Below are 16641 nucleotides of genomic sequence, written 5' to 3'. Positions count from 1 at the left end.
TGATGCACCATCGCGATACGTGACTCACCTTCATATAGGAAATGCCGTGAGGGATCTGAATCTGGTCCCTCACGGCATTTCGGTCTCTGACTGGTCGAAGTCTCACAATCGCAGCATCAGACGGATTGGAAGCGCAGATAGTCCGTTAACTCCCACACCGTATCTTGCAGCCGACGAAGTTCGGAGTCTCGGCTGAGAGTACTCCATTGCGCCGCATACGCCTCCATCCAGATTTCCAGCGCTTCGGCAAGACGCGCCGTATCATCATGCTGAGATGCGGCACTTGACTGCAAAGAGTCGATGACCCCGACATCGGACGCAAGCTGGAGACCAACTCGGTTCAACAGTCGTTGCCCCTCGATGGCTACGCGGAATGCAGCGGCGTTTCCTGCGATTCGCGGTCCTGCGGTCGCGGTGATCGCGGAGATTCGACGGGCGCTGGTCTGCAGAAGGTGATCTGCGGTTTCACCGAGCGAGATGTGGTGCTTCAGATAGCGGAGCAGCATCCGTCGGGATTCCACAAGTGACGGTGCCCGGCTTCCGTCCTGAAGGGCGCGGATCACATCGTCTGGTCGTTCGTTTTCCGGCAGCAGTCCTGGGATGGTTTGCAGGACACCGGTGTTGACGCCGCCCCGTCCGTCATCAAGTTCCAGCCAAGTGATCAGGTGGTTCCATTGGAAGCAGGCCGCATGGCTTGCGCGAGCAAGGATATCAAGCAGTTCTCCGCTGGCGTCGTGGTATTCGAGTCGGGAGATGCGTCGGAGCATGTCGGTCTCGTCGGGGATGCGCCCGGGGTTCCAGGATTCCTGTGCGCCGATGATCATGCCGGGGATGGCCATGCGCGGGTCGTTGACGTGGCCGAGGTCGCCCCAGTCGGTGACGAGCATGCCTGCCGCTTGGTATTGCGTGCCGTAGCGGGCCATGCGGGTGATGTTGTTCCAGGCGTCGTCGATGCGCGGCAGGAGCGCGTTCCAGCACCATACGGCCGGGCACACGATCTGTGTGGCGCCGGATTGGGCGACGGTGCGGACCTTCTCGTCGGTGACCTGCGGGTCGTACTGCCAGTTGAGCAGGGTGACGGCTTCGGGGAGGCGCTCCAGGATCTCGGGGTGTTCGAGGGCGATGTCGCCCCACATCATCGGCTGTTTGCCTTGGGCTTCGAGGTGGCGGCACAGGCGGGTGACGTAGTCGACGTACATGGCGGCGACGCCGATCTCCTCGGCGAAGGTCTTGGAACGACCCCTGCCGAGGTCGAAGGTCTCGTCGGCGCAGATGTTGAACTTGTCGGAGCGGAACAATTGCAGGTAGTCGTCGATGAGCCGGCATGACAGAGTGAAGGCGCGTTCGTCGCTGATGTTCAATGTGTGGTGGCGCATGCGGTCGATGAATCCGAACGGTTCGTCGGCGGTCTCGGGGAACTCGCCGAGATCGCGCAGGCTCCGGGTGCGCAGGGCCATGTAGAGGTGACCGAACGTGGAGACCGACGGCACCAGCTCGATGCCCCGTTCGGCGCAGTAGTCGTCGAGGTCGAGGATGTCGCGCGGGGCGAGCGGGCTGGAGCCGCGCCATGTCTCGCTCATGCCGTCGAAGCGGAAGGTGTGTTCGACGTAGAGCTGGAGCTGGTTGTACTTGTAGAGGCAGAGTTTGTCGGCCCAGTGTTTGAGCCAGTCGAGGGTGGGGACGCGCCCGCGGGTGACGTCGAGGTAGTAGCCGCGCGTTTCGAAGGCGGGCCGGTCCTCGATGTGCAGGAGGGGCAGGGCGGCGCCGCATTGGCGGATGAGCTGGCGCAGGGTCTGCACGCCGTTGCGCACGCCCTCGAAGTCCACGCCCGCGACGGTCACGCCATCCGGGGTGACATCGAGCGTATACGAGCCGGACGGGTGTGCATGGGGATTGTCAAGTATGGTCAGGGTGATGAATCCCGGCCAGCGGTCGCCCGTCGCGATGTCCCATTCCAATCCGGTGGCTGCGCGGATGTCGTCGATGAGTTGTGCGGCGAGTATATGCCGATCGTCACCGACCGTGCGCGCTTCGTTGATTCGTCCGCACATTGGCAGCAATGCGATGCCTGCTTTATGCTGCATGGTTTGCGGCGTGGGGATGATGGTCCATCCTTGCAGGAGTATTTGGCCGTTCATGGGAAGTTCCTTTCTTGGCATATCGCTAAGGATTGTTGTGAGGTTCGTTTGGCCCTGAGATGGCAGTGCGGTGTCGAGGCCATTTCGCGGATATGGTCCCGACACCGCACATGCTGCCGATCGATTCGGTTGGGTTATTTGACGGCTCCCGTGGTGACGCCCTTCATGATGTTCCTTTGAATGATCATGAAGAAGATCACGACGGGCAGGGAGAAGATAACGGATGCGGCCATCTGCCCGCCGAAGTCGGTGCCCATGGTGGGCGTGGAGAACGAGGAGAGCCACACGGGCAACGTATACTTCGCCTGATCCTTCATAAACGTGTAAGCGGTCATATAGTCGTTCCACGCGTTGATGAACGCGAACACGGACGTGGACACGATGCCGGGCGCGGCCAGCGGGAAGGTGATCTTCCACAGGATCTGCCAGTCGTTGGCCCCCTCAACGGCCGCGGACTCGAAGATGTCCTTCGGGATGTTGAGGAAGAAGCCGCGCATGTTCCAGATCGCAAACGGCAGGACCATGGCGATGTACGCGAGGATCAGGCCGCTGTACTTGTTCAGCAGGCCGAACTGGTTGAAGATGATGAACTGCGGGATGATGCCGCCCGAGGTCATCTGGATGGCCAGCACGAACACCATGATCGCCTTGCGGCCGCGGAACCGGTAGAGGGTCAGGGCCGCGCACGCGAAGAACGCGAGGACGATCGACAGGACGATCGACACGGCGGTCACGATCACGCTGTTCTTCAGGTTCGTCAGGAAAGACGTCTGGGTGACGGCCACCATGAAGTTGTCGATCGACAGCTTCGCGGGCCAGAACACGGGCGTGGCGGTCATGATCTGGTTGCGCGGCTTGATCGACGTGACGAACATCCAGTAGACCGGGAAGATCCACACGATGCAGAACGCGACGGCCAACACGATCGTGCCGATGCGGCGCAGCCGTGAGGAAAGGCTGCGCTTGGCTCGCGGCGCGGCAGAGGTTATGGTTGCGGTGGTCATCACAGGTCCTCCCCGGATTTGAGCAGGTATCGGATGTACACGCTCGTCAGGGCGAGCAGGATGAGCGTGACCAGCACGCTCGCGGCGGCGCCGGTGCCGATGTCGAACGACACGAACGCCTTCTTGTAGGTGAAGATGCCGATCGTCGCGGTCGTCTCGCGGGGGCCTCCCTGGGAGACGAGCCAGATCTGGTTGAACACGTTGAAGTCCCAGATCACCGACAGCATCGTGATGACCATCAGGCTCGGCTTGATCAGCGGCACGGTGATCTGCCAGTAGCAGCGCAGCTTCGAGCAGCCGTCCAGCTGGGCCGCCTCAAGGCAGGACTTGTCCACCTGCGTGGTCGCCGCGTACAGGTTGATCGCGATGTACGGGACGGCCTGCCAGACGACCAGCAGCCAGATCTCCAGGAACGCGAGCCACGTGTTGTCGGTCCACGACAGGTTCGTCACGTCCCCGAACAAATGGGTCTGGGTCAGTAGCCAGTTGACCACGCCGTACCCCGGCTGGAACAGCCACTTCCATACCACCGACGAGGCGACGTTCGGCATGGCCCACGCGAAGATCAGCACGAACGTGACCAGCCAGCGCATCACCGGCCCCAGCTTGGTCATCAGCTGGGCCACGCCCATGCCGATCAGCACGCTGCCGGCCACGAGGGCGGCAGCGAACCCGAACGTGCGGGCCAGCGACTTGTAGAACTCCGGGTCGGTCAGCACGTTCTCGTACTGGTCGAACCCGACGATGTTGAACGAGCCCGTGAACAGGGTCTTCTGGTTGAAGTCCGTGAACGACGTGAAGACCAGGAAGATCAACGGCACCACGACCAGCGCGATGATGATCACGCCGGCGGGTGTCAGGAGCCACAGGGGCGTCAGATTGCGACGCCGCTTCACCACGGGGACGGCGGCAGCCGTCGATTGCGCATTGCTCATCACGCTTCCCCTACTTCTTCGCGTACAGGGAGTCCGCATGCTCGTCGAACGACTTGGCCGCGGCCTTGGCCGTGGTGGCGCCGGTGGCGATGTCGCCGAAGCAGTTCAGGGAGCTGTCGTTCTCGATGGTCAGCCATTGCGGTGACGCCGGCGTGGCCTTGGTGTTCTTCGCCGACTCGAAGAAGCCGGTCAGGTAGGACGGGAAGTCCGCGGACTTCATGACCTCGTCGAGGCCTTCGACGTAGTTGGGCATCCACCCGTCCTTGGCGAACACGTAGTCCTTCTGGATCTCGGGGCTCGCGGCGATCTTGATCCACTTGAGCGCCAGCTCCTGACGCTTGCTCTTCTGGGCGACGCCCCATACCGAGCCGGCCATCATCGCCGGCTGGAGCTTGCCGCTGGCGCCGGGCATGGGGAACGATCCCAGATCGTCGGTCGTGAGGTCGGGGTTGTACTGCTGGATGGTGCGGATGCCGGCGCTGTTGTTCAGGATCGCGCCGGTCTTGCCTTCGGCCAGCAGCTGGCTGAAGTCGGGGTTGCCGGTATCCAGCGAACGGGACGCCTCGGAGGACCACTTGTGCTGGAATTCCAGCCATTGGTCGATGCCCTTGAGCGAATTGTCGCTCGACAGGGTGCTCTTCCAGGTTCCGTCCGACTGCTGCTCGGCGAAGTCGCCGCCGGCATCCCAGATCCACCGTGCCGCCGACTTCCAATCGCGGCCGGGCATGTAGAACGGGGAGAAGTCCTTGTCGGTGTTCGCGTCCCGGAGCTTCTGCAGGTCGGCTTCAAGCTCCTCGTACGTGCTCGGCGGATTGTCGATTCCGGCCGCGGACCACATCTTCTTGTTGTAGATCACGGCGCCGGCGGCCCCCAGCGCGGGGATGCCGTACAGTCTGCCGTCGATGGTGGCGGGCTCCTCAAGACCGGACAGCCAGGTGTGCCCCTGCCTCATATCGTCGGCCTTGTCCGTCAGATCCAGCAGGCCGCCGCTCACGGCGAACCCGGCGACCTGCGTGTTGCCCAGATCGATAACGTCCGGCGGCGTGTCCGTGGACAGCGCGGTCGTCACCTTCGTGTTGATGTCGGCCCACACCTGGGTCTGCACATCGACCTTGACGCCCGTCTCCTTGGTGAACCGCTCGTTGATCGCCTTGATGGTGTCCTCGCTCTGGTCGCCCTGCATGATCCACACCGTCAGCTTGCCGCCCGCGGACGCATCCTGCTGCGATCCGCCGGACGGGGCTCCCATCGAGCATCCCGACAGGGTGAGCGCTGACGCGGCCGCCAAGGCGATGGCCGCGGAAATCCTCTTCGTTCTCATGGTGGTTTCCTTTTCCTGGAATGCCTGCCCGACGCCGCCGTTCGGAGGAATGGCGCGACGTGCCGCTGCGCACGACGGTCCCGGGTCCGTATCCGCCCGCGCTGCCATGCGTGGACGATGCTGTTTCGGACGCCGTCGCCGGCGCCCGAAACAGCGCCTGGGAACGTGATGTCACATCGTTCCTCGACATGACATCACGGCATGAATGACCAGAATTTTGTTAGTCATCCTTGCTTAATTCCCTTAGTTGGTTTCAACCTCCTTGATAGCCAAGGATATGACGCCTTTATCTTTTTTGCAAGTCAGTCGAACAAAATAAGGGGCATGCTACGGCCTTGCTTGGCGAAACCTGACGGAACGCGCGGCATTCGGCCCGACGCGCCGAAGGGGGGCGTTGCATCGGGAAGTGCGGTCAGCAGGCGATGAGGGATGCACCGAGCGCGCCGATCGGAATCGACGGGTCGGCGAGCCGCAGACGTTCCGTCAGGCGCAGACCCGCGATGAAACCGCTGGAGGATTCCCGCCTGCGCAGTTCCCCGCGCAATGCGTCAAGCAACGGGGAGCCGACGCGCGAGACGCCGCCCCCGATGACGATGACCGAAGGGTCCTCGCCCTGGGCGACGATCTGCACGACGTCGGCGAGGGCATGCAGCAGGATGCCGAGAACCCGCCCGGCTTCGGCATCGCCTCCTGCGGCCTTCGCGAGGATGTCGGGCAGCGGAGGATCCGCCATGGGCCACATGCGTCGCAGAGCCCCTCCCGAGCATGCGGTCTCCAGACATCCGCGTTGGCCGCATTTGCATGCCACGCGGTTGGAATCCACCGGAAGGTGGCCGATCTCCCCGAGGGCGCCCGTGTCGCCGCGTTCGACGAGACCGGCGCGGACGAATCCGGCCGCCAGCCCCGTCCCCAGGTTGACGAACGCCATCCTTCCCTGACGGAGCCGTTCGGGAAGCGTCCCATAGGCTCCCAGCGCGGCGGCGTTCACGTCGTTGTCCACCCACACGGGCAGACCGAGCACGCCGGACGCGCGGCCCCCGAGCTCCAGTTTCTCGATTCCGAGATTGACCACGTTCTCCACCTGCCCGGTGTCTCGGTGGACCAACCCCGGGATGCCGATGCCCACCGATCTCACATCACCGAACCTCATGCCGGCCACCTGCCGCACGATGGCGGCCACGTCCTCCACGACCTCATTGCCGCCCTTTCGGGCCGTCCTGCGTCCGGACGCGAGGATGGCGCCGGCCGCGTCGGTCAGCACCGCCTCGATCTTCGTTCCCCCGACATCCACTCCGACGCGCAGGTTCTCTATTTCCGTCGCGCCGCCGCCGTTCATCATCATGGCAATCTCCGTTCCCGTTGGACGGACTTCTCTTTCGTCCGCCGATCATTATGTTCGAAATCCTTACATATTGGATTCGGGAAGCGATGATACACCACGACATGCGCGCCCTGCGACGGCGGCCGCATCCATCAGGACGAGGCCGCCGCCGCGGACAGCCCGCGCCTGCCCACGATCTCGCGCAGAACCGAGACCGCCTGCCCCCGCAGGGTGGCGTCGTCGCCGAGCTCGCACCGGCGCACCCGTATGTTGCTCTGGTAGTCGTTCCGCGACAAGGAGTTGACGGTTTCGCCGCATGCGCCGAGCAGCGTCTCGCCGACGATGTCGGGAGGCCCGTAGACGGCGATGTCGTGAAGGTTCAGCAGGCTCGCCGGCATGGCCAGCGCGCTGCCGAGCCTTGCGCCGGCCTCGGCCAGGATGTCCGCGCGCCGCTCGGGATTCCGGCGGATGCGGTCGCGCAACGCGATGGCCGATACATAGGTCTCCAGACAGCCGCGCTTGCCGCAGGTGCACGCAGGGCCGGCGGGATCGATCACGACATGGCCGATTTCGCCGGCCGCATGGTCATCGCCCTCCACGAACTCGTCGTTCAGCAGCACCGACGCGCCGATGCCCCGAGTGATCTGCACGAGCAGACAGTTGGGATTGCCGTGCCCGAGGAAGCGGTCGGCGAGCAGAGCCGCGTTCGCGTCGTTGTCCACTCGGACCGGCAACGAGAACTCGCCTTCGAGCATGTCGCGAAGCTCCACGTCATCCCAGCCGAGATTGGAACTGGAGATCACCCTCCCCGCGCCGGAAACCACGCCGGGGACGGCCACGCCGATGCCGACGAGCCCCGAACCGGCAAGCCGGATCATCTGGCCCACAAGCGAGAGCACATCGTCGAGATCGACCCGGTCGCCATCATCGAGCACGCGTTCGCGGCGCTCCACGATTCTGGCCCGCAGGTCCATCACGGCGCCGGTCATCACATACGGGCGGGACAGATCGACGCATACCAGACGAAGCACGTCCGCGTCGATGGCCAGCAGGGTGCCCGGCTTGCCCCGGCCGTCGCGCCTGCCCGACCCCAGTTCCCTCAGCAGGCCGTCGTCGATCATCTCGCCGGTCACATCCGTAGCGGTGGCGCGGGAAAGCCCCGTCTCCTTACACAGGTCGGCGCGCGACAGCTGCCGGTCGGGAAACAGTAGCCGGAACAGCAGTCTGCGGTTGTTGGCCCTTGCATCGCTGGGATTGGATTTAGCGTACATGGGAGCCCTCCTCGGGTGAGACGATTGCGGAAAATGCGGAATCACATTATCGGGACGGACATCCCGGCGTCATCCTCGAACGGCTTTCAGGATAACACCCATCAGGGGACTGACAATATGAAAACCCCGGCACTTTGACAAGTTTCCCATCTTTGTACATAATCATGTTCGACATCCAAACAAAATAGTTGCGACATACGGCCAAAGATGGTCGAGCACGGAAAGAAGACCAACATGAACAACACCACACGCGCAGCCATCGCCACGGCCGCCATCGGAGCGCTGCTCATCCCTCTCGCGGGATGCGGCAACACGACAACAAGCTCGGGCAAGACCGAACTGACGGTATGGTCGTGGGACGCCAGCATCGATCGCGCCGCCAAAAACTTCATGAAGGCCAACCCCGACATCACGGTGAAGGTGAGCAACGTCGGCAGCACCGAGGAGACCTACACCGCGCTCAACAACGCGGCCCAGGCCGGCAATGGCCTGCCCGACGTCACCCTGATCGAATACCTCGCCATCCCGCAGTTCGTGCACTCGGACACGCTCATGGATCTGAGCAAGGTCTACGACACCGTCAAGTTCAAGGACACGTTCACTCCCGGCACATGGAACTCCGTGAACATCAACGGCGGCCTGTACGCGATGCCTGCCGACTCGGGCCCCATGGCCTACTTCTACAACAAGGACGTGTTCGACAAGGCCGGTATCGGCCAACCACCGACCACCTGGGACGAGTTCTACGAAGACGCGAAGAAGATCCGCGCCACCGGCTCCTACATCACCTCCGACTCCGGCGACGCCGGCCTGTTCAACGCGATGATGTGGGCCATGGGCGGCCACGCCTACAAACTCAACGACGACAAACTGACCATCAATATCACCAAGGACAAGGGCGCCCAGCGGTTCATGAACCTCTGGCAGAAGATGCGCGACGAAGACCTCATCGACGTCCACACGAAGACCTGGACCGACGACTGGATGAAGTCACTGGGCGACGGCTCCATCGCCAGCCTCATCAGCGGCGCATGGATGGCCAACAACCTCCTGCAGGGCGTGCCCCAAGCCACCGGCAAATTCCGCGTAGCCCTCCTACCCACCATCGACGGAACGCCCATCAACGGCGAATACGGCGGCAGCGGACTGGCCATCACCAAGAAGATCCCCGACGGCAAACTCGACGCCGCCAAGAAGTTCGTCGAATACGTCACCACCAACGACGAAGGCATCGACGCCCGCGTATCCAACGGCAGCTTCCCCGCCACCACCAAGACCCTCGACCAGAAGGACTTCCTCGCCAAGACCACGCTCAGGAACGCCGACGGCAGCGACAACGAGTTCTTCGGCGGACAGAAATACAACGAGGTCTTCTCCCAGGCCGCCAAGAACGTCACCGGCAAATGGGAGTTTCTGCCCTTCGAACCCTACGCCCGCTCCATCTACAACGACAATATGGGATCGTTCTTCTCCGGCAAGACCGATTTCAGGACTGCTGCTGGCAAATGGCAGATAGCGCTAAGAAATTATGCCGCTGACCAAGGATTTGCATCGTTTCAAGATGAATAGATTACAAAGATGACTCCTGTAAGAAATTAGCTATGGTTCATATAGTATTATAAAGGAGTATATAAATTATACTCGTAATTAGATGGATACTTCATGTTAAGCACATTTCATAAATGTGTGAAATATTGACATGGGCCTATGTTTGAATTGAAGTCACTATTTCAGTTGTGTAAAAACACCCGATTTAATCCAATTGATTGCAATTTGGGTGCGGTTTGAAAGATGAAGTTTCGATAGAATTCGACTAACATAGCGTTTGACTGATTTGGTTTCCAGAAATAGTTTTTTTGCTATGTCTTCATTACTGAGTCCTTGTGCGATTAAGGCACATATGTCACGCTCTCTAGTAGTAAGACTCTTGAATGATTCAATAAATATATTTTGTTGGTCTTGAAAAATGAATTTGCTTTGTTGATATTCTACTAGTTTCTTTGTTATTCGTGGAGTAAGAATTTTACCATTTTCAAAAACAGCTTTTATCGATTCCATTAATTGTGATTTACTTATGTCTTTCAGTAGGAATCCGCTGGCTCCAGCGTCGAGCCCGCCGAAGGCGTAGTCGTCTTCGTCGTAGGTGGTGAGGATGAGGGTTCTGATGGTGGGCCAGTGTCTGGCGATGTGTCGGGTTGCTTCGATGCCGTCCATGCCGGGCATGCGCACGTCCATGAGGATCACGTCGGGCAATGGCCGGTGATTGGCATCCAACTGGTTGAGTGTGTCGATGGCGGATTGCCCGTTTTCCGCTGAGGTGATGACGGTGATGTCGGTCACGTCGTCGAGCATGAGCTGGAAACCGAGGCGTGCCAGTCTCTGGTCGTCTACGAGCATCACACGGATCATGGTTGAATCTTCCTTTCGGCCGGTTGCTTCCCGGTCATGTTCCCGGTTGGGGGAATGACCGCTTTGACCTGCCATTCGGTGCCATCGACCGGCCCATAGGCGAACGTGCCGCCGGCGTCTTGCACGCGCCGTGACAGTCCGGCCAATCCGGTGCCGTCATCGGGTGCGACGGCTTGCGCCGCACCGGTGGCTCCGTCGTTGCGGACGATGACGGTGACTCCGTTGGGCTGGTGGTTCCATGAGACGTTGAGATGCGTGACGTGTCTGCCGTGGCGGATGGCGTTGGTTATGGCCTCTCGGGTCACGTCGAAGCAGAGGTCCGCCTGGGGTTCGTCGTCGGCGCGGATGCCGGTTTCGGTGAATATGGTGATGATGCCGAGCGTGCGGGCATGTGCGAGGATCGGACGGATGTCATCCCATGAACGCATGCTCCGGGATCCCGGTTCAGCAGGGTCTTCGTCGGTCGTGTCGGTTTCAGTCAGTGCGCGCACGGCCTTGCGCGTGTCCGCCAGGCTTTCCCGTGCGATCTCGTTGATGCCTTTCAGGGCCTCGTCCACGCGCGGGTCGCCGGTCTTACCGCTCAATCCCTCGGATAAAGCGATGATCGTGGTCAACCCGTGACCCACGCTGTCGTGCAGCTGTCCGGCGATGCGCGAACGACGCACCGCGGCGTCACGCTGCTTGACGGCGGTCTGCGCGCGCCGGTGTTCCAGGCCGGCGGCGGCCGTGGCTCTCCTGGCTTGAACCATGCCGCGGTGCGCCAGGGCGATCGCGCCGGCGAGGGCGAGTAGGAGGATGCGGCCAGGCCATTCGCCGAGGAACTGGCTGGCGGGCCATGACATGAACGTCGCCAAGGTCACGGCCAACGTCGTCGCGAGGGATCCGATGTACATGCGGCGTTCCCCGGTCGTGCGCATGAACGCGTAAAACGCCGCGACCAGCTGGACCAGCAGAATCGAGTCCGCATGCCAGAAGGACAGCATTAGGGTCAGGACGAGCTGCGACATCAATGTGACGGACGGGACCCGGTAACGGAACATCAAGACCGAGCATGACAGGCACAGGGCCAGCAACAGCAGCACGAATCCGCCGGTCTGCTTGGCGAGCGTGTACATCGGGTCCAATGGGGTGCCGATTATGCGCTCCCACATGAGCATCATGACCTCGACCGCGAGCACGCATAATGGCATGGCTGTGGCCGTGACCCTGCCGACGTTCACCGTTTGCCGTTCCATACGATCCACTGTGCCGTCTCGCCGGGTCATCGGCGTGCTTACTGGGCGAGACAGTCCGCGCCGGGCATCAGGCAGCCGAGCATCGTGACCGAACCGGTGAACAACAAAGTGAATACGATGATGATGGCCAGCCATACGAACGGCGAGAGCAGCGCCCCGATCCATGCGGCGACGCGGCCGCCATGCTCCCATCCGTGCCCGTCGCGGCCGGTGATCCACGCGATCAGCACGCCGGGCAGGGACAGGAACAGTCCGAGCAGCAGGAATCCGACGATCGAATCGTTCGGCGCGGCTTGCAACGGTTGGGGCGGGTTCGGCCGGCCGGGCTCCGGGACGGGCGGTGACGCCGACAGGGGCTTGCCGGGTGACGGTTCGTGATGTGCGGGAATGTCCATGAGCGCCGATCCTTTTGAGTGTCATTGGAGCTTGTTGATGTTGATGGTGCCGTTGTCACCAGGCAATGCACTGATGGAGACCTTGACGATGCCGTCGTCGGCCGTGTAGTCGTATACGCCGGCCTGTTCCTCCTCGGTGGCGTTGCGGGTGAAGCCCGCGTCCTTGATCTTTCGCGCGTAGTCCTTCGCCTCGGCGATGGTCCATGACACGTCGATCAGATAGCCGTTGTCGGTCTCGTCCCTGATACGGGTCGTCACCCGATCGGGTTCGGGCACCCGGCCGGCATACTGGCCGTCCGGCCAGGAGCCTTGGACGGAGCCGCACGCCGCCAGCCCGAACAAGGCCGTCAGGATTAGCAGGAACGCGAGCAGCATGGACACCGGGGCTCGCCTCGGCATGGCCGTGTATCGGACAGGCATGATCTCATCCTCCTTTTCCGAATCCGGTGCCGTCAACGGCTTCTGATCGCGTCGGCCACGCTGCGGCGCAACGCGGGGCGGATCTGCATGTACTGGATGAGGAACAACGCCAGCCAGCAGGCCGCTGCCGCGCCGATCACACCGGTCCACGGGATCTCGGCCACCGGAACACCGACGAGCGTGATGGAGCGTGTGGCGAGCACGAGCGAGCTGACGGCGACCGGGATGAGCGCGAGGACGACCGCGCCGGCGGCCAATTGCAGGCTCTGCCACAGGATCATGCGCGTCACCCGGCGCGGCGACATGCCGATGCTGCGCAGCAGCGCCTGGTCGGCGACCATGCCGCGGTTCGACAACGCGATGACGGCCAGGCTCGTGGCCAGGGACACGATGCACAGCATCGCGATCATCAGCAGCGAGTCCGCGTAGTTCAGGCTCGTCGGATGGCCACCCAGGGCCAGTATCCGCCCGTAGGACCGCGCGCAGGTCAGCAGGGTCGCGGACAATCCCAGAGCCAGTGCGAGCGGGGCGATGGTGTTCATACTGGACACGGCCTTCGCCCTAGCGGCACGGGCCGCGAGCACGCCGGTCGCCGACCCGCACAGGCGGCACATGACGCGTCCCGCGTCCAACAGGATCGGGACCAGCACGCCGGCGAGGACATACATGCCGAACGACGCGATGATCCCGGCCCATAATGCGCCGTTGAACGTCTGGCCGGCCTCCTGTCCGAACGCGCGGGCGCGCGGCATGCCCATGCCGGAGAACGCCAATACCAGCGCCGCCGCCATGACAACCAGTCCCAGCGCCCAGCGCACCCAATACCGCCATCCACGCCGTCCAATCGGCGCGTCCTTGCCGCGGATCGCCTCGATGGGACGGACCTTCGCCGCACGCATCGAGGGCACAAACGCGCCCAGCATGCACGTGACCACGCCCAACAGCAGCGAGCCGAGCCATGCCGCCACGGACGGCGCGAACGCGGGAGGGACGAACGAGCCGAGCCCGCCGGCGAAGCTCTCCGCGGCCATCGCGTCGAACTCGGGAACCGCGAGCAGGCTGGCCGGCATCGCGATCAGTGAACCGAGCAGCGAGCCAATGAGGCTCGCCACGCCCACGAGCATCCACATGCCCGCACGCACCTGGCTCGGGCTGGCGCCCATGAGACGCCATTGCGCGAACGTGCCGCGGATGCGGTCAACCGTGGCCGAACCGACCACCGTGAGCGAGAAGAACGCAAGCAACGCCACCACGACATAGATCGTGACCGACACCATGGCGAACTCGGCCGGATCCAAACCCGCCAGCCGGGCGGCCGACGCGAACGACGGCGACGAGGTCCACACGAACTGGTTCATGCACACGCCCACCAGCGTGGTCACCACCGCGACCACCATGATCGTGGGCACCCAACCCGCGAGATTGTCGCGGAACACGCGAAGCACATACCTACCCACGGCGAACCTCCTGACCGTGCTGCGACATGGGCGGCTCGAACGTGCGGCGCATGCCCTCGACGATCTGCCCGGCGGTCAGCCTGCCCGCGACGTGGGTGATCCCGCCGTCACGCAGGAAGACTACGCGGTCGGCCAGTGCGGCGGCATCCGTGTCATGCGTGACCATGACCACGCTGGAACCCGAATCCGCCAGCTCGCGCAGCACCTGCAGCACGAGCTCGCTGTTCGCGGTGTCGAGCGCGCCGGTGGGCTCGTCGGCGAACACCACCGCCGGACGCAAGAGCAGGGCCCGGCACAGGGCCACGCGCTGCTGCTCTCCACCGGACAGGGCGCTCACCACGGTCCTCGCCCTCTGGCGCAGGCCGAACCGGGACAGCAGCTGCGTGACATGCACGTAGTCGGCCTTGCGATGGGCGAGCGAGAGCGGCAGCGTCACGTTCTCCTCGACCGTCAGATACGGCACGAGGTTGTACTGCTGGAACACGAAACCGATATGCCCGCGGATGAACCGCGAACGACGCTCCTCGTCCAACGCGTAGATGTCGGTGCCGCCGATGACGACCCGGCCCGAGTCGGGCCTGTCCAAACCGGACAACACGTACAACAGAGAGGTCTTGCCCGCTCCCGAAGGCCCGACGATCGCCGTCAACCCGGCACCGGGAATATCCAACGAGACATCATTGAGAATCACACTCGGACTGGAACCATCAGCGGAAGCCACACGCTTGACCAGCCCACGCGCCTGAATCGATAAATATGTATTTACCCCAATGAAGTCATTTGGTTGTTTTTTCATGGACGAGAATCCTTCCTACGAGAGTGCTACTGCCGACAGTATCCATAAAGACGAGTCAATCGTCTATGCCGGAGAGACGATTGACATCAAAAGATGTCAATCTGTGTCGAAGAGAGAGTCGAGTAACCATATAGTTGATAAACAGCCACCGGTCAAAGAATCATCAGAATTGTGATGTCCTTCATCTAAAAGTTGCAAAAACACCGAATTATGTGCGGACGGAACAATAGCCGAATATGAATTCAGCCATTGTTCCGTATATAAGAGAGGCGCCTTTATATCATTCTTGCCGGCAGTAATCCAAATGTCAGGAGCTTGATTAGAAAAATCAGCTGGAAGACGCCGCAATTGCGCCAAAGGTGAAAACGAGTCATAGCAAGAAGATGATGATGGATATCCGAATTCATCCCAATCGCTAATTGTAAGTGGATTGTCGGGGTTTGTGAGAATCAATTCCGGTGTTAAAAAAGGGTGCGATAATTGAACAATTTTGAAATAATCCGGGCGGCGCAATGCGGCAGAAAGAACAACCAAAGCGCCGGCGCTTGAACCCACTGCTCCAATGCGTTTGGCGTCACATAAGTTATTTGCAATCAATCCTTTAGTGCAATCGAGAAAATCATTGATAGATATGAACTTATTGTTTTTTATCGCTTGCCTATGCCATTCCTCCCCATACTCGCCCCCACCTCGAATATGGCAGAAGGCAACAGTTATGCCGGACTGTATGACATATGAAATCAAACGGTCATAGGCTCCCTCAAGTGCGATTCCATAACATCCGTATGCCATCAATAGAATAGGAGACTGCTCGAGAATACTATCAAGTCTATAAAAAAGTGTAATGGGAATATTTGTTTGATCTCTACTCCGGATAATAATTTTGCGACAGTGAATATTAGGTGTGGACGATACAGCCTCTAAGAATCCTTTCCTATTTCCTGTTACAATTTGCGTTTGATGGATTGGAGATGATATGCAGAAAACAGGGAATCTATCCTGAAATCCAAGAAAACTAATAACTCCACAAGGAGGAGCTTTCCATATCCCATTTTGTCCGAGAGATGGAATCCAGATGGCGGAGTCGCCCGATAGGCGTCCTATCACATAAACAATCCCATTACGCTTTTGCAATGATTTAGGAATAAATCCATGGGGAGACTGAATCATTTGCCTATCATGTATATCGTTAAAAAAGTTAATAATTAGAAGTTGGTTATTGACGATAGCATATAGAAGAGTATTTGTAATCTCCATCGAATCAATGGGGAGTGATGCAGTAATTTCCCTAAAGCGTGTGTCTCTTTCGCCGAAATCATCGAAAAACAGCATACGAGAATTGTCTCCGTGCGTCATTCTTATAACAATAACCGCATCATTACTGCAAACGAAAGATAATATATCATATTCACTATTTGTGCCGTATACTTCAATGATGCCACACTTGTTTGCCATCATTAGTTTATACGGGCGATTTGATTTGCTTTTATTAATCCAATAGATAGAATGGTATGTCGTTCTTATCTGAGGTACAACATTGTTGCACCTCAGAAGAATATTGGCGGATTGCTTTTTCAATTCATATAATGAAATAGTGTAAAAATCAGTTTTTGGCATCTGCGTTAATAATGCCGCTATTGTCTTCTCTGAATTAATGTAAAAACCAGATATTCTTCCAATCGGTTTTTGACATAAATGAATATATTGCGACGGATCATCCTTGAAATGAATTACTAGTTCATTATTAATTTGCATTAATTCGAGCGATTGATTACTGGAATAATGAAAATTATTTGTATCCTCTATTAAATGTTCACAAAGTTGTTGCGCCTTGCTGCGATACTTGTCAGAGAATTCTTCATACAATTTGATGGGTTGATTGAGTGTTGTACACTTCATAGTTACTCCATTGCAAAAGTGTCTGGCATCAATTTTGCGA

14 protein-coding genes are annotated in these 16641 nt (G+C 59.9%); 1 reads left to right on the top strand and 13 read right to left on the bottom strand.

The window, feature by feature from the left end:
* Nucleotides 1-116: 116 nt before the first annotated feature.
* The 6 genes from BCAL_RS02960 to BCAL_RS02935 form a co-directional block, all read right to left on the bottom strand.
* Entirely contained in the window at nucleotides 117-2138 is a 2022-nt protein-coding gene (locus BCAL_RS02960; protein WP_043164768.1) for a beta-N-acetylhexosaminidase, read from the bottom strand.
* A gap of 134 nt (nucleotides 2139-2272) precedes the next feature.
* A complete protein-coding gene (locus tag BCAL_RS02955) occupies nucleotides 2273-3142 on the bottom strand; it encodes a carbohydrate ABC transporter permease (protein ID WP_043164770.1) in 870 nt (289 codons plus the stop codon).
* Complete coding sequence (locus tag BCAL_RS02950) at nucleotides 3142-4077, bottom strand: carbohydrate ABC transporter permease (RefSeq protein ID WP_044088999.1); 936 nt, start codon at nucleotides 4075-4077, stop codon at nucleotides 3142-3144. Before BCAL_RS02950 ends, BCAL_RS02955 begins: the two co-directional genes overlap by 1 nt.
* A 10-nt stretch (nucleotides 4078-4087) precedes the next feature.
* The gene (locus BCAL_RS02945; RefSeq protein WP_043164773.1) at nucleotides 4088-5398 is read right to left on the bottom strand and encodes a sugar ABC transporter substrate-binding protein; all 1311 of its coding nucleotides are present in this window, start codon (nucleotides 5396-5398) and stop codon (nucleotides 4088-4090) included.
* A 412-nt stretch (nucleotides 5399-5810) separates the two neighbouring features.
* Nucleotides 5811-6740, bottom strand: coding sequence for an ROK family protein (locus BCAL_RS02940; protein WP_052119032.1), 930 nt, complete (start codon nucleotides 6738-6740; stop codon nucleotides 5811-5813).
* A 131-nt stretch (nucleotides 6741-6871) separates the two neighbouring features.
* Nucleotides 6872-7990, bottom strand: coding sequence for an ROK family protein (locus tag BCAL_RS02935; protein ID WP_044088998.1), 1119 nt, complete (start codon nucleotides 7988-7990; stop codon nucleotides 6872-6874).
* Nucleotides 7991-8224: 234 nt separating this feature from the next.
* On the opposite strand from BCAL_RS02935, the gene BCAL_RS02930 reads away from it, so the two are divergent.
* Nucleotides 8225-9559, top strand: coding sequence for an ABC transporter substrate-binding protein (locus BCAL_RS02930; RefSeq protein WP_043164978.1), 1335 nt, complete (start codon nucleotides 8225-8227; stop codon nucleotides 9557-9559).
* 156 nt (nucleotides 9560-9715) lie between these two features.
* Here BCAL_RS02930 and BCAL_RS02925 read toward each other — a convergent pair whose 3' ends face one another.
* The 7 genes from BCAL_RS02925 to BCAL_RS12590 form a co-directional block, all read right to left on the bottom strand.
* The gene (locus BCAL_RS02925; RefSeq protein WP_043164775.1) at nucleotides 9716-10399 is read right to left on the bottom strand and encodes a response regulator transcription factor; all 684 of its coding nucleotides are present in this window, start codon (nucleotides 10397-10399) and stop codon (nucleotides 9716-9718) included.
* Entirely contained in the window at nucleotides 10396-11634 is a 1239-nt protein-coding gene (locus BCAL_RS02920) for a sensor histidine kinase (protein ID WP_043164777.1), read from the bottom strand. The genes BCAL_RS02925 and BCAL_RS02920 overlap by 4 nt, the downstream gene beginning before the upstream one ends.
* Nucleotides 11635-11672: 38 nt before the next feature.
* A complete protein-coding gene (locus BCAL_RS12125) occupies nucleotides 11673-12029 on the bottom strand; it encodes a hypothetical protein (RefSeq protein WP_052119033.1) in 357 nt (118 codons plus the stop codon).
* A 21-nt stretch (nucleotides 12030-12050) separates the two neighbouring features.
* Nucleotides 12051-12449, bottom strand: coding sequence for a DUF6591 domain-containing protein (locus BCAL_RS02910; protein WP_043164778.1), 399 nt, complete (start codon nucleotides 12447-12449; stop codon nucleotides 12051-12053).
* A gap of 32 nt (nucleotides 12450-12481) precedes the next feature.
* The gene (locus BCAL_RS02905; RefSeq protein WP_043164780.1) at nucleotides 12482-13906 is read right to left on the bottom strand and encodes an FtsX-like permease family protein; all 1425 of its coding nucleotides are present in this window, start codon (nucleotides 13904-13906) and stop codon (nucleotides 12482-12484) included.
* On the bottom strand, nucleotides 13899-14597 hold the full coding sequence (locus tag BCAL_RS02900) for an ABC transporter ATP-binding protein (protein ID WP_223847561.1): 699 nt from the start codon (nucleotides 14595-14597) through the stop codon (nucleotides 13899-13901). Before BCAL_RS02900 ends, BCAL_RS02905 begins: the two co-directional genes overlap by 8 nt.
* 201 nt (nucleotides 14598-14798) lie before the next feature.
* Nucleotides 14799-16601, bottom strand: a complete 1803-nt coding sequence (locus BCAL_RS12590) for a prolyl oligopeptidase family serine peptidase (RefSeq protein WP_081886551.1) — start codon at nucleotides 16599-16601, stop codon at nucleotides 14799-14801.
* Between the last annotated feature and the right edge of the window lie 40 nt (nucleotides 16602-16641).

Source organism: Bifidobacterium callitrichos DSM 23973, assembly GCF_000741175.1.
GTDB classification, from domain to species: domain Bacteria; phylum Actinomycetota; class Actinomycetes; order Actinomycetales; family Bifidobacteriaceae; genus Bifidobacterium; species Bifidobacterium callitrichos.
This window is presented reverse-complemented; position numbering and strand designations above follow the sequence as displayed.